Consider the following 13,952-nt stretch of genomic DNA (forward strand, 5'->3'; position numbering starts at 1 on the left):
TACCGACTTTGATGCTTTAAACGCCCGGCTCCTGGTGCAGCCGTTTACATGCCGTACCGTCTTCACGGAACAGGTGGCAACGATGAGGCGGCAGGCCGATGGCGAATGTGGCACCTTCTTCTACCAGCACCACGTCATTCTGGCGGTACACCAGGTTTTGACGGATGGCCGGGATTTGGATGTGGATTTGCGTCTCGTTGCCGAGCTGCTCCACCACCTGTACGTCGCCGGTAAGCCGCACTTCTGAGGCTTCGCCGGGCAGCAGATGTTCAGGGCGAATGCCCAGTGACAGGTTGGCGCCGGGCTGAACGCCCTCGCCTTCCACCGGCAGCCAGACCAGGTGGCGGTTGGGCAGTTCGACCTGCACCTGTTGCGGCTGCGCCGCGGTCACCTTGACCGGCAGGAAGTTCATCTTCGGCGAGCCGATAAACCCGGCGACGAAGCGGTTGGCCGGGTAGTGGTACAATTCCAGCGGCTTGCCGACCTGCGCCACGCGACCGGCGTCGAGCACCACGATCTTGTCGGCCAGCGTCATCGCTTCGACCTGATCGTGGGTGACGTAAATCATGGTGCGCTGCAGGCGCTTGTGCAGACGGGAGATCTCGATGCGCATCTGCACCCGCAGCGCGGCGTCGAGGTTGGACAGCGGTTCGTCGAGCAGGAACACGTCCGGCTCGGCCACCAGCGTGCGGCCGATCGCCACGCGCTGACGCTGCCCGCCGGACAGCGCCTTCGGCCGCCGATCGAGCAGGTGCGCCAGCTGCAGCACCTCGGAAACCTGATTCACCCGTTGATTGATTTCCGCTTTCCTGGCGCCGGCCAGCTTCAGGCCGAACGACATGTTGTCCGCCACCGACAGGTGCGGATACAGCGCGTAGGACTGGAACACCATGCCGATGCCGCGCTCGGAAGGCGGCACCTCATTCATGCGTTTCTCGCCGATCAGCAGGTCGCCGGAGGTGATGTCCTCCAGCCCGGCGATCATGCGCAGCAGCGTCGATTTACCGCAGCCCGACGGCCCGACAAACACCACAAACTCGCCGTCTTCGATGGTCAGATTGACGTCTTTGGAAATCACGGCCTCACCGAAGGCCTTATAAACGCTGCGCAGTGTCACGCTAGCCATGCGTTACTCCCCTGCTTTCGCAGTTAACATGTCGTGTGAAAATGGCGGAGGCAAAGCCCGCCAAAACCCATTGATGACCCTCTTGCTGCGCGCCGTGCTGCCATGCCAACGGCAAGGTCGCCTCAGACGGCGCGGCCGCCTGAGTATAAGGCTGCAGGTTTATCAGCGCTTCAAGGCATTGATCCTGATGGGTAATAAGTAAGCGCACCATGCCGTCCCGCTGGCTGATCGCGTTCAATTCGCCGCGCTGGATGAGCGGCGAATGGCGCAGGGCCAACAGCGCCTGGCAGTAACTTAAGGTGGAGTGGCTGTCGTGCTGTTGGCGGCTGATGGCCAATGCGCGGTGTTCGATCGCCACCTGTTGATACCAGCTGATTTCGCCGGCGGTGACCTGTTCGGGGGCTTCATGCCACGGCATCGGCGTTTGCGCGCCGCGCGGATCCTGCAGCCCGGCGGCATGCGGCAGCCCCAGCTCCTCGCCCTGGTACAGGCAGATCGGCGCCGGCAACATCGCCAACAGCGTCAAAAAGGCGGCAGCGGAACGCAGGTCGCCCTGCCCCCAGCGGCTGACCACTCTTGGCTGATCGGCGTCGCCGGTGCTCCACAGGCTGTCCGCCAACGTGGCGCGGCGGGCGTGCAGCACCGCCACCAGCTTCTCCGCGCTGAACGGCATCACGTCCAGCGCCAGCGCGCCGTGGACGAACCGCTGTGGCGCAACGGCATTGCGAACGCGGTTGGCTTCATCGCCATACCACAGCGTCAGCCCTTCGGCCGTCACCGTCGCCTCGGCCTCCGGCGCCAGCGTCTGCGGCAGCAACAGGCCGTCGATCGACAGCGCTTTCAGGTACGGCAGCGCCGCCAGCATGCCGTGCGCGTCGCCCACGCCGTCCCCGTTTCCGTCACGGAAACTGGCCGGATGGATCCGGTACAGGGTGGGCTGAGTGGCGATAGGCATTGACGACATAAATCCGGTATCCCTGCTGCGCGTGGCGTTAAAAATCAATGGGCCGATAGTGCGGGAGTCGCCGGAAAGGGTAATCATCCGTAACAGGATTTTTCATGGGGGAGGAGGCGGGAGGATGAGAGAACGACCGCGGCGATGAGAAGTTCCGCGCTTAAGGCAAATCTGTGATCCGTCTGGCAAAAATCGCCCCCCTATTTTGTGCCTGACGCCACAGAATAGAGCGCAACGTTAACTGGATCACACTCCTCATCTCAGGGGCGTAGAGGGGGGGAGGATGAGAATATGTCGCGTTGTGACCCACTATTACCGCGAAACGTCACTCCTTGATTTATGTGCCCACAAAAAGAAGGACTGGATTATGACTCGCAGCATTACCCTCGCCCGCACGCTGGCGCTCTCGGCACTGGCCACCCTGGTGCTCTCTTCTTCCGCCTTCGCCAAGATCGAGGAAGGCAAACTGGTTATCTGGATCAACGGCGACAAGGGCTATAACGGCCTGGCCGAAGTCGGCAAGAAATTCGAAAAAGACACCGGCATCAAGGTCACCGTCGAGCACCCGGACAAGCTGGAAGAAAAATACCCGCAGGTGGCCGCCACCGGCGACGGCCCTGACATCATTTTCTGGGCCCACGACCGCTTCGGCGGCTATGCGCAGTCCGGCCTGCTGGCCGAAATCCACCCGTCCAAAGCCTTCCAGGACAAGCTGTTTCCGTTCACCTGGGACGCCGTGCGTTATGACGGCAAGCTGATTGGCTACCCGATCGCCGTCGAGGCGCTGTCGCTGATTTACAACAAAGACCTGGTCAAACAGCCGCCGAAGACCTGGGAAGAGATCCCGGCGCTGGACAAGCAGCTGCGCGCCAACGGCAAGAGCGCCATCATGTGGAACCTGCAGGAACCCTACTTCACCTGGCCTATCATCGCCGCCGACGGCGGTTATGCCTTCAAGTATGAAAACGGCAAATACAACATCAAGGATGTCGGCGTCGCCAACGCCGGTTCGCAGGCCGGCCTGCAGTTCATCGTCGATCTGGTGAAAAACAAGCACATCAACGCCGATACCGATTACTCGATCGCCGAAGCCGCGTTCAACAAAGGCCAGACCGCGATGACCATCAACGGGCCGTGGGCCTGGAACAACATTGAGCAGAGCAAAATCAACTACGGCGTGACGCTGCTGCCGACCTTCAAAGGCAAACCGTCCAAGCCGTTCGTCGGCGTGCTGACCGCCGGCATCAACGCCGCCAGCCCGAATAAAGAGCTGGCGACCGAGTTCCTCGAGAACTACCTGCTGACCAACGAAGGGCTGGCGGACGTCAACAAAGACAAGCCGCTGGGCGCGGTGGCGCTGAAGTCCTACCAGGAAACGCTGGCCAAAGATCCGAAGATCGCCGCCACCATGCAGAACTCGCAAAACGGGGAGATCATGCCGAACATCCCGCAGATGAGCGCCTTCTGGTACGCCGAACGCAGTGCGGTGATCAACGCCGTCAGCGGCCGTCAGACGGTGAAAGCCGCGCTGGACGACGTGCAGACCCGCATCACCAAGTAACGACGTCGTGCGGGGTGCCACGGTGCCCCGCCGTTGCTTCACAGAAAGGAACGCCCTATGCAATTCGCTCACGCCGGGACGCCTGCGCGTAAAAAATCGAAGTGGTGGCAAAGCGACGCGCTGAAATGGCTGGTAGTCAGCCTGTTCAGCCTGGTGACCTGCTACCTGATTGTGTTGATGTATGCACAGGGTGAATACCTGTTCGCTATCCTGACGCTGATCCTGGTCAGCGCCGGGCTTTACGTCTTCGCCAACCGCCGCGCCTACGCCTGGCGCTATGTGTATCCCGGCGTCGCCGGCATGGGGCTGTTCGTCCTGTTCCCGCTGATTTGCACCATCGCCATCGCCTTCACCAACTACAGCAGCACCAACCAGCTGACCTTCGAGCGCGCGCAATCGGTGCTGATGCAGCGCCAGTTCCAGAGCGGCAAAACCTTTACCTTCGGCCTCTACCCGGCGGAAAACCAGCAGTGGCGCCTGCAGCTGACGCCGCCGGACGGCGAAGCACCGCTGATCTCCGATCCTTTCCGCCTCGACGCCGCCGCGCCGCAAACCCTGAAACTGACGGCGCAGAGCGCCGCGCCGCAGGGCGAGCGCGCCACGCTGCGGGTGATCACCCAGAACCGGCAGGCGCTGAGCCAGCTGGTGGCGCAACTGCCCGACGGCGGTGAATTGCGCATGAGCTCCCTGCGCCAGTTCTCCGGCACCCGCCCGCTGTATGCGCTGGACCAAGACGGCAGCACGCTGACCAATAACCAGACCCAGGTGCGCTACCGGCCGAACGGCGACACCGGCTTCTATCAGGCGATCAACGCCGACGGCGGCTGGGCGCAGGAAACCCTGAGCCCGGGCTATACCGTCACCACCGGCTGGAAAAACTTCCTGCGGGTGCTACAAGACGAGGGCATCAAAAAGCCGTTCGTGTCGATCTTCATCTGGACCATCGTGTTCTCGGTGATGACGGTGATCCTCACCGTGGCGGTCGGCATGGTGTTGGCCTGCGTGGTGCAGTGGGAGGCGCTGAAAGGCAAGGCGATCTACCGTGTGCTGCTGATCCTGCCCTATGCGGTGCCGTCATTCATCTCGATCCTGATCTTCAAAGGTTTGTTCAACCAGAGCTTCGGCGAGATCAACATGATGCTCAGCCATCTGTTCGGCATCAAACCGGCCTGGTTCAGCGATCCGCTCACCGCCAAGAGCATGATCCTGATCGTCAACACCTGGCTCGGCTACCCGTACATGATGATCCTGTGCATGGGGCTGCTGAAGGCGATCCCGGACGATCTGTACGAGGCCTCGGCGATGGACGGCGCCAACCCGTGGCAAAACTTCTTCCGCATCACCTTACCGCTGCTGATCAAGCCGCTGACGCCGCTGATGATCGCCAGCTTCGCCTTCAACTTTAACAACTTCGTGCTGATCCAGCTGCTGACCAACGGCGGCCCGGACATGATCGGCACCACGACGCCGGCCGGCTATACCGATCTGTTGGTCAGCTACACCTACCGCATCGCCTTCGAAGGCGGCGGCGGGCAAGACTTCGGGCTGGCGGCCGCCATCGCCACGCTGATCTTCCTGTTGGTGGGCGCGCTGGCGATCCTGAATTTGAAAGCCAGCAAGATGAACTTCGATTAGGGAGAATGACGATGGCCATGGTTCAACCCAAATCCCAGCGCCTGCGCCTGTGGATCACCCATATTTTGATGCTGTGCTTTATCGCCCTGATCATGTTCCCGCTGCTGATGGTGGTCGCCATCTCGCTGCGCTCCGGCAACTTCGCCACCGGCAGCCTGATACCGGAAACCCTCTCCTGGGATCACTGGCGGCTGGCGCTCGGCTTTAGCGTCACCCACGCCGACGGCAGCGTGACGCCGCCGCCTTTCCCGGTGCTGCTGTGGCTGTGGAACTCAGTCAAGATCGCGGCGATCACCGCCATCGGCATCGTGACGCTGTCTACCACCTGCGCCTACGCCTTTGCCCGCATGCGCTTTCGCGGCAAGAGCACGTTGCTGAAAAGCATGCTGATCTTCCAGATGTTCCCGGCGGTGCTGTCGCTGGTGGCGCTGTACGCCCTGTTCGATCGCCTGGGCCAGTACATTCCGTTTATCGGCCTGAATACCCACGGCGGCGTGATCTTCGCCTACATGGGCGGCATCGCGCTGCACGTCTGGACCATCAAGGGCTATTTCGAAACCATCGACAACTCGCTGGAAGAGGCGGCGGCGCTGGACGGCGCCACGCCGTGGCAGGCATTCCGTCTGGTGTTGCTGCCGCTGTCGGTGCCGATTCTGGCGGTGGTGTTCATTCTGTCGTTTATCGCCGCCATCACCGAAGTGCCGGTGGCGTCGCTGCTGCTGCGCGATGTGAACAGCTACACGTTGGCGGTGGGGATGCAGCAATATCTCAACCCGCAGAACTACCTGTGGGGCGACTTCGCCGCCGCCGCGGTGCTGTCGGCGATACCGATCACCGCCGTGTTCCTGCTGGCGCAGCGCTGGCTGGTTGGCGGCCTGACGGCCGGCGGCGTGAAGGGGTAATTTGTGCCACTGCAGTGCGTTTGATGTCTTTTCTTATCTTTTACCCTATGGATTTCAAGTTACAGCGAGTGCAGTCAACAACGCTGTAGCTTGAAAGACGACGGGTAATGATATCCTGTGTCTTCGGCGGCCTTGGGCCGCCATTTTTATCGCTACTCTCGTTTCAACCGGTCGGTATTAGCCAGATAAAGCGTCACCACCAGCACCAATATCGCCGCGGCGTAGATCAGGGTATCGATAGGGTTTTTGTGATCCACGATAATCAAACGAATAATCGCGGTAATGCCAATGTAAATAAAATAGCGCAGCGGGAAATGATAACCCGACTCAAAATACTTGACGATCAAGGCGATAAATTCAAAGTACAGGAAATAAATCACAATGCCTTCAATCAACAGGTAAGAGGACGACTCTTCGCTGTTGATAAATAACACCTTCGCCAGATGGAGGGTTTCCTTGACCAGAAACACCACCAGAATGGCCGCCAGCAGCAGCAAGCCCACGTTCAGCACCCGCTGCAGCCCCTTCGCTATCATTATCGAACGCGACGTTTTTGCCATAAAACCTCTCTCTGAATACCGCGTATATGATTCAACCGTGCCAATATAGGCATTGTCCTAAAAATTCCGCCCCTCGCGAAAGCACTTTAAACCCCATTTAATTCATCACGTTATAATAAGATGTTTCTGACCTATAGATTTGTAGCAAATCGAAATGTCAACTATCATGGGACACAGAGATCTTTACATAAAACCAATAACCTCGAATTAACAAGGGAATTCTTTATGCGCGCTAAACTTAACGGACTGGTCGCTGCGGGCCTGTTTACCTGTGCATTGTCCGGCCACGCCGCCGGCCTGGTAGCCCCTGACAACGATCTGCGTAACGATCTCGCCTGGCTGTCTGACCGCGGCGTCATCAACGTCAGCCTGTCCACCTGGCCGCTGAGCCAGGAAGAGATCAGCTCCGTTATCGCGCAGGCCAAGCCGGTGACCAACACCGAGAAAAACGTTATCGACCGCGTACAACGCCGCGTCGATGCCCTGAAAGCCAACATTCGCGTCAGCGGTTACGCCTCGACCGATAAACCCGGCACCCCGCAGGGCTTCGGCCAAAACGAATACGCCGACGATCGCCTGACCATCGGCGCCGGCGCCAACGGCGAGTTCTGGGACGTGCGTCTGCAGGGCTCGGTGGAAGGCGATCAGCGCGTCAGCGACGGCTCCAAATTCAACATGAACGGCTCCTACGGCGCGGTGAAAATCTGGAACCAATGGCTCTCCTTCGGCGAGGTTTCCCAGTGGTGGGGCCCTGGCTACGACGGCAGCCTGATCCGCTCCGACGCCGCGCGCCCGGTGGCCGGCTTTATGCTGCAGCGCGCCGACCAATCGCCGTTTGAAACCCCGTGGCTGTCGTGGATCGGCCGCTGGCAATACCAGTTGTCCGCCGGCCAGCTGTCGCAGTACGCTGCCGTGCCGGACACCAAGCTGATCGGTGGCCGCCTGACCATGATGCCGACCGACTTCCTGGAGTTGGGCGCTTCACGCGTCATGATGTGGGGTGGTGATGGCCGTCCGCACTCCTGGAGTTCCTTCTGGGATGGCGTAACCGGCAACGACAATACCGGCGATCCGAAAAACGATCCGGGCAACCAGTTGGGCGGTTTTGACTTCAAACTCAAGCTGCAGCCGCTCATCGGCATGCCGGTCAGCCTGTATGGCCAGATCACCGGTGAAGATGAAGCAGGCATGTTGCCTTCGCATAACGCCTACATGCTGGGGCTTGAAGGCCATCCGGAATGGGGCCCGACCACGATCAACTGGCATATCGAAGGTACTGATACGCGCTCTAACGGCAACGCCAACAACGTGATGTACAACCACTACATCTATCGGGGCGGTTACTACCAGCAAGGTTATCCGCTGGGCCATGCGATGGGCGGCGACGGTCAGATGCTGTCCGGCCGCGTGGAAATGGTGCTGGACGACGGCCAGCGTTGGAGCACCCGCCTGGTGTACGCCAAGGTGAATCCGAACAACCAAACCATCAACCAGGCGTTCCCGCGTTCCGATACGCTGAAAGGCATTCAGCTCGGCTGGGGTTACAGCTTCGATTCTCAGGTTAAATTCGATACCAGCCTGTGGTACACCAACAGCGATCACAGCACCGCCGACGACGTGGGTGCCGGCGTCAGCTTCGAAGTGCCGATCAACCTGTAATTTTTTGCAGACGTAAAAAAACCCGCCGCGGCGGGTTTTTTATTGGCTTCAGCTCAGGCGCTTAGCGCCATTCCTTGAAGCGGTTGATCAGCGCATTGGTCGAGCTGTCGTGGCTGCTGATTTTTTCGCTGCCCGCCAGCTCCGGCAGGATGCGGTTAGCCAGCTGTTTGCCCAGCTCCACGCCCCACTGATCGAAGGTGAAGATGTTCAGGATCGCGCCCTGGGTGAAGATCTTGTGTTCGTACAGCGCGATCAGGCTGCCCAGGCTGAACGGGGTGATTTCGCGCAGCAGGATCGAGTTGGTCGGGCGGTTGCCTTCAAACACTTTGAACGGCGCCACGTGCTTGACCTGCTCAGGGGTTTTACCCTGCGCCGCGAACTCGGCCTCCACCACGTCCAGAGACTTGCCGAACGCCAGCGCTTCGGTCTGAGCGAAGAAATTGGACAGCAGTTTGGCGTGATGATCGCCCAGCGGATTATGGCTGATGGCCGGCGCGATGAAGTCGCAAGGCACCAGCTTGGTGCCCTGGTGGATCAGCTGGTAGAACGCATGCTGACCGTTGGTGCCCGGCTCGCCCCAGATGATAGGGCCGGTCTGATAATCCACCGGATTACCGTTGCGATCGACGTACTTGCCGTTGGATTCCATGTTGCCCTGCTGGAAGTAAGCGGCAAAACGGTGCATGTACTGATCGTACGGCAGAATGGCTTCGGTTTCGGCGCCGAAGAAGTTGTTGTACCAGATACCGATCAACGCCAGCAGCACCGGCAGGTTTTTCTCCGCCGGCGTTTCGGCGAAGTGCTTGTCCATGGCGTGCGCGCCGCTCAGCAGCTGCTCGAAGTTGTCATAACCGATGGACAGCGCGATCGACAGGCCGATCGCCGACCACAGGGAGTAACGGCCCCCTACCCAGTCCCAGAACTCGAACATGTTGTCGGTATCGATGCCGAACTCAGCCACCGCTTTGCCGTTGGTGGACAGCGCGGCGAAGTGCTTGGCCACGTGTTGTTGATCGACGGCGCTGCTCAGGAACCAGTCGCGCGCGCTGTGGGCGTTGGTCATGGTTTCCTGAGTGGTGAAGGTTTTGGAGGCCACCAGGAACAGCGTGGTTTCCGGGTTCAGCGGCTGCAGCGTTTCGGCGATATGGGTGCCGTCGACGTTGGAGACGAAGTGCATGTTCAGGTGGTTTTTATACGGGCGCAGCGCTTCGGTCACCATGTAAGGGCCGAGATCCGAACCGCCGATGCCGATGTTCACCACGTCGGTGATCGGCTTGCCGGTGTAGCCTTTCCACTCGCCGCCGATGACGCGCGCGCAGAACTGTTTGATCTTGGCCAGCACCGCGTTCACTTCCGGCATCACGTCTTTGCCGTCGACCAGGATCGGGCTGTTGCTGCGGTTGCGCAGGGCAATGTGCAGCACCGCGCGATCTTCGGTGCGGTTGATTTTCTCACCGGCGAACATCGATTTGATGGCGCCTTGCAGATCGGTTTCTTTCGCCAGCGCCTGCAGCTTCTCCAGGGTTTCCTGCGTGATACGGTTCTTGGAATAGTCCACCAACATTTGGTCGTTGAAGGTCGCGGAGAACCTGGAGAAACGATCGCTGTCCTGGGCGAACAGGTCGGCGATCCGTACGTCTTTCATCTGTGCATAATGTTGCTGCAGGGCTTGCCAAGCAGCGGTTTGACTAGGATTGATATTTTTCATAGCAACACTCTTAGGCTTGAGAATAAAAATGACGCGTTGTCCGATTGTAGCCTGTTCGACTGTGATTATGATCTCTTTTCTTGCGATAGGCGCTAACTGTCAACGCAGTGCCGCCTCGTTTCAGCTTTCACTCTATACTTTTGGCTAACGGCCTGTTATCGGGGTTGCCGAATTGTCATCAGGCTGTGTCATCGTTGCTTATTTCGTCATTTGAAAGGGATCTCGCTTATGGAATTATCTGCCCCGCTCATGTTGGTGCTTATCGGCCTGGCGTCGCTGCTGGCGCAGTGGCTAGCCTGGCTGCTGCGCCTGCCGGCCATTTTGCCGCTGTTGCTGTTCGGCATCGTGCTCGGCCCGACGGTGCATCTGGTGCAGCCGGATCTGCTGTTCGGCGATCTGCTGTTTCCGCTGGTGTCGCTGTCAGTGGCGATCATCCTGTTCGAAGGGGCGCTGACGCTGCGTTTCGAGGAGATACGCGGCCTCGGCGGCGTGGTGCGCAATCTGGTCACCGTCGGCATGCTGGTCACCTTTCTGGTCATCAGCCTCGCCAGCTGGTGGCTGCTGGATTTCCCGCCGGAGCTGGCGGCGCTGATCGGCGCGGTGACGGTGGTGACCGGGCCGACGGTGATCGCCCCGCTGATGCGCGTGGTGCGGCCGAACGCCAACATTAACCAGGTGCTGCGCTGGGAAGGGATCGTCATCGATCCGGTCGGCGCCATCTTCACCCTGCTGGTGTTCGAATTCATCGTGCTGAAACAGAATGCGGAGTCCTATACCCATCTGTTTTGGACGCTGGGCATGACCGCCGCCGTCGGCCTGATCGCCGGCGCGCTGTTCGGCTACCTGCTCGGCCTGGCGCTGCGCCGCGTCTGGCTGCCGCGCTACCTGCAGAACCTGGCGGTGCTGGCGATCATGCTGACCGCCTTCGGCGTTTCCAACGCCATCGCCGACGAATCCGGCCTGCTGACCGTCACGGTGATGGGCATCTGGCTGGCCAACATGCGCGACGTGGACACCAGCGATATTCTGGCGTTCAAAGAGGAGCTGTCGGCGATCCTGATCTCGGCGCTGTTCATCATTCTGGCGGCGCGGCTCGATATCCAGGCGCTGTGGAACATGGGCTGGCCGCTGCTCCTGCTGCTGCTGGTGGTGCAGTTCATCGCCCGGCCGCTGTGCATCGCGGTGTCGACCTGGCGCTCTTCCCTGCACTGGCGCGATCGGCTGTTGCTGTGCTGGATCGCCCCGCGCGGCATCGTCGCCGCGGCGGTCAGCTCGCTGTTCGCGCTGACGCTGCAGCGCAGCGGCTACCAGGGCGCCGACCGGCTGGTGACCGTGGTGTTCGCCATCATCATCGGCACCGTGGTGCTGCAAAGCCTGACCAGCGGGATGATGGCGCGCTGGCTGCGGGTGCAGCAGCAAAAGCCGCGCGGCGTGCTGATCGTCGGCGCCAACAGCGTGGCGCGCATGCTGGCGCAGGCGCTGATCAAGCTGAACGTGCCGGTAATCGTCACCGACAGCAGCTGGGAATACTACCGCCAGGCGCGCATGGAAGGCATCCCGGCCTACTATGGCCACGCCTACTCCGAACACGCCGAGAACTATCTCGATCTGAGCAATATCGCCCAGGTGCTGGCGCTGTCGCCCAACCGCCACCAGAACGCGCTGGCGGTCTACCACTTCGGCCATCTCTTCGGCGAGGATCACGTGTTTGCCATCCGTTCGGGTGCGCCGCTGAAAGGGCGCGGCGCCAGCGCGGAAAGCTCGCGTTTCCGCCGGCATGAAATTTTATTTAATCAGGAAGCCACCTACGGCCGCCTGAGCAGCCTGCTCGCCAGGGGAGCCACCATCAAAGCGACCAAATTGAACGAAAATTTCGGTTGGCTGGAGTATTTGGAGAAACATCAGGGCGTTATTCCGTTATTCAGCCAAAAGGAAGACGGTTCTCTGCAACCGATTGGCGCCGGTTCCACGCCCGCGATGCCCTGTACGCTTATCGCGCTGGTGCAAGATGAAAATCCCTCACCGTCTGTACGTTGACAGAATGGCGATAACCGGCTATTCCTAACAGCCTACTTGCGCACCCGGTGCGCAAGCCAGAAGAGGCGCGTCGCCCAGGTAGAGTGTCAGAGGAGCCGTTTCTCCGTTGACGGCACCCGAGGGGGAGCGACGCCGAGGTAGGGTAATGGCCGGCCATTATCCTATCGACTACAGGGGCTGAATCCCCTGGGTTGTCACCAGGGGATCGCCCGCAGGGCGATCGACAAGGTGGGGCGCTTCTGGGTGTATCGTAGCCTGACCTCTACGCCTGCCCCCTGTTTACCGCTCTCCCCTTGTGCCAAGGCTATGGAATTACAGTGCCCCCAAACGGGCATCCCTGACACGAGGTTTCTAGATGAACCAAGCAGCACCCCAGAATTCCACCGTGGTAGCCAAATTCGGCGGCACCAGCGTCGCCGACTTTGAAGCCATGAACCGCAGCGCCGACGTCGTGCTGGCCAACCCGCAGGTCCGCCTGGTGGTGTTGTCCGCCTCGGCGGGCGTCACCAACCTGTTGGTCGCCCTGGCCGAGGGTTGCGAGGCCGACAAGCGCAACTACCGGCTTGATGAGATCCGCCGCATCCAGTACGCCATCCTCGATCGCCTCACGGCGCCGGCGGTGATCCGCGAAGAGATCGACCGCCTGCTGGAAAACATCGCCATGCTGTCGGAAGCCGCGTCGCTGGCCACCTCGACGGCGTTGACCGACGAACTGGTCAGCCATGGGGAGCTGATGTCCACCCTGCTGTTCGTTGAAATCCTGCGCGCCCGCAACGTGCAGGCCGAATGGTTCGACGTGCGCAAAGTGATGCGCACCGACGATCACTTCGGCCGCGCCGTGCCGGACAGCGCCGCGCTCAGCGAACTGGCCCGGGCGCAGTTGCAGCCGCGCCTGCAGGAAGCGCTGGTGGTCACCCAGGGCTTTATCGGCAGCGAGCCGAAAGGCCGCACCACCACGCTCGGCCGCGGCGGCAGCGACTATACCGCCGCGCTGCTCGGCGAGGCGCTCGGCGTTGGCCGGGTGGATATCTGGACCGACGTGCCGGGCATCTACACCACCGATCCACGCGTGGTGCCGGCGGCCAAGCGCATCGACAAAATCGGTTTCGAAGAGGCGGCGGAAATGGCCACCTTCGGCGCCAAGGTGCTGCATCCGGCCACCCTGTTGCCGGCGGTGCGCAGCGACATTCCGGTGTTCGTCGGCTCCAGCAAGGATCCGGCGGCCGGCGGCACGCTGGTGTGCAACACCACCGAGAATCCGCCGCTGTTCCGCGCGCTGGCGCTGCGTCGCAAGCAAACGCTGCTGACGCTGCACAGCCTGAACATGCTGCACGCGCGCGGCTTCCTGGCGGAGGTGTTCAACATTCTGGCGCGCCACAACGTCTCCGTCGATCTGATCACCACCTCGGAAGTCAGCATTGCGCTGACCATGGACACCACTGGCGCCACCTCCGTTGGCGGCAGCCTGCTGACCACCTCGCTGCTGACCGAGCTGTCGTCGCTGTGCCGGGTGGAAGTGGAAGAAAACCTGGCGCTGGTGGCGATCATCGGCAACCAGCTGTCGCGCGCCTGCGGCGTAGGCAAAGAGGTGTTCGGCGTGCTCGATCCGTTCAATATCCGCCTGATCTGCTACGGCGCCAGCAGCTATAACCTGTGCTTCCTGGTGCCGGGCGAAGAAGCCGAACAGGTGGTTCGTACCCTGCATCACAACCTGTTCGAATAAGTCATTATCCCCGATTGCGGGCGCAGCACGCTGCGCCCCTGCGTCTAAAAAATCCGTTCAAAACCGGCAGGGGTTCAGCATGTTGA

The 13,952-nt window shown here is 60.7% G+C and carries 10 protein-coding genes and 1 riboswitch; of the genes, 6 read left to right on the forward strand and 4 right to left on the reverse strand.

Features of this window, described 5'->3' with window-relative positions; genetic code table 11:
• Positions 1 to 16: 16 nt before the first annotated feature.
• Together malK and SSARUM2_RS24385 are read right to left on the reverse strand one after the other, a co-directional pair.
• Positions 17 to 1,126 carry a maltose/maltodextrin ABC transporter ATP-binding protein MalK gene (gene malK, locus SSARUM2_RS21940; protein WP_060439623.1) on the reverse strand — a complete coding sequence of 370 codons (1,110 nt, stop codon included), beginning with the start codon at positions 1,124 to 1,126 and terminating at the stop codon, positions 17 to 19.
• Complete coding sequence (locus SSARUM2_RS24385) at positions 1,119 to 2,090, reverse strand: alpha-amylase family glycosyl hydrolase (protein WP_060439633.1); 972 nt, start codon at positions 2,088 to 2,090, stop codon at positions 1,119 to 1,121. The genes malK and SSARUM2_RS24385 overlap by 8 nt, the downstream gene beginning before the upstream one ends.
• A 358-nt stretch (positions 2,091 to 2,448) precedes the next feature.
• Between SSARUM2_RS24385 and malE the strand changes: the two genes are divergently transcribed.
• From malE to malG, 3 genes are read left to right on the forward strand one after another with little or no spacing between them, the layout of a single operon-like run.
• A complete protein-coding gene (gene malE / locus SSARUM2_RS21955; protein ID WP_033636215.1) occupies positions 2,449 to 3,642 on the forward strand; it encodes a maltose/maltodextrin ABC transporter substrate-binding protein MalE in 1,194 nt (397 codons plus the stop codon).
• 57 nt (positions 3,643 to 3,699) lie between these two features.
• A complete protein-coding gene (gene malF / locus SSARUM2_RS21960) occupies positions 3,700 to 5,277 on the forward strand; it encodes a maltose ABC transporter permease MalF (RefSeq protein WP_060439625.1) in 1,578 nt (525 codons plus the stop codon).
• A gap of 11 nt (positions 5,278 to 5,288) precedes the next feature.
• Positions 5,289 to 6,179 carry a maltose ABC transporter permease MalG gene (gene malG, locus SSARUM2_RS21965; RefSeq protein WP_021505147.1) on the forward strand — a complete coding sequence of 297 codons (891 nt, stop codon included), beginning with the start codon at positions 5,289 to 5,291 and terminating at the stop codon, positions 6,177 to 6,179.
• Between the two features lie 152 nt (positions 6,180 to 6,331).
• On the opposite strand, the gene psiE is transcribed toward malG, so the two are convergent.
• Positions 6,332 to 6,739, reverse strand: a complete 408-nt coding sequence (gene psiE / locus SSARUM2_RS21970; protein WP_033636217.1) for a phosphate-starvation-inducible protein PsiE — start codon at positions 6,737 to 6,739, stop codon at positions 6,332 to 6,334.
• Between the two features lie 225 nt (positions 6,740 to 6,964).
• On the opposite strand from psiE, the gene SSARUM2_RS21975 reads away from it, so the two are divergent.
• Positions 6,965 to 8,398 carry a capsule assembly Wzi family protein gene (locus tag SSARUM2_RS21975; RefSeq protein ID WP_049195303.1) on the forward strand — a complete coding sequence of 478 codons (1,434 nt, stop codon included), beginning with the start codon at positions 6,965 to 6,967 and terminating at the stop codon, positions 8,396 to 8,398.
• Positions 8,399 to 8,459: 61 nt separating this feature from the next.
• Here the strand turns inward: SSARUM2_RS21975 and pgi are convergent, their stop codons facing one another.
• Positions 8,460 to 10,106, reverse strand: a complete 1,647-nt coding sequence (gene pgi / locus SSARUM2_RS21980) for a glucose-6-phosphate isomerase (protein ID WP_041036909.1) — start codon at positions 10,104 to 10,106, stop codon at positions 8,460 to 8,462.
• A gap of 228 nt (positions 10,107 to 10,334) precedes the next feature.
• Between pgi and SSARUM2_RS21985 the strand changes: the two genes are divergently transcribed.
• Both SSARUM2_RS21985 and lysC read left to right on the forward strand, forming a co-directional pair.
• Complete coding sequence (locus tag SSARUM2_RS21985) at positions 10,335 to 12,143, forward strand: sodium:proton antiporter (protein WP_033636220.1); 1,809 nt, start codon at positions 10,335 to 10,337, stop codon at positions 12,141 to 12,143.
• A 52-nt stretch (positions 12,144 to 12,195) separates the two neighbouring features.
• Positions 12,196 to 12,390, forward strand: a riboswitch (Lysine riboswitch).
• Between the two features lie 108 nt (positions 12,391 to 12,498).
• Positions 12,499 to 13,866, forward strand: a complete 1,368-nt coding sequence (lysC, locus tag SSARUM2_RS21990) for a lysine-sensitive aspartokinase 3 (protein WP_033649702.1) — start codon at positions 12,499 to 12,501, stop codon at positions 13,864 to 13,866.
• Positions 13,867 to 13,952 lie beyond the last annotated feature (86 nt).

This window comes from Serratia sp. K-E0102 (assembly GCF_029962625.1).
In the GTDB taxonomy this organism is placed as follows: Bacteria; Pseudomonadota; Gammaproteobacteria; order Enterobacterales; family Enterobacteriaceae; genus Serratia; species Serratia sarumanii.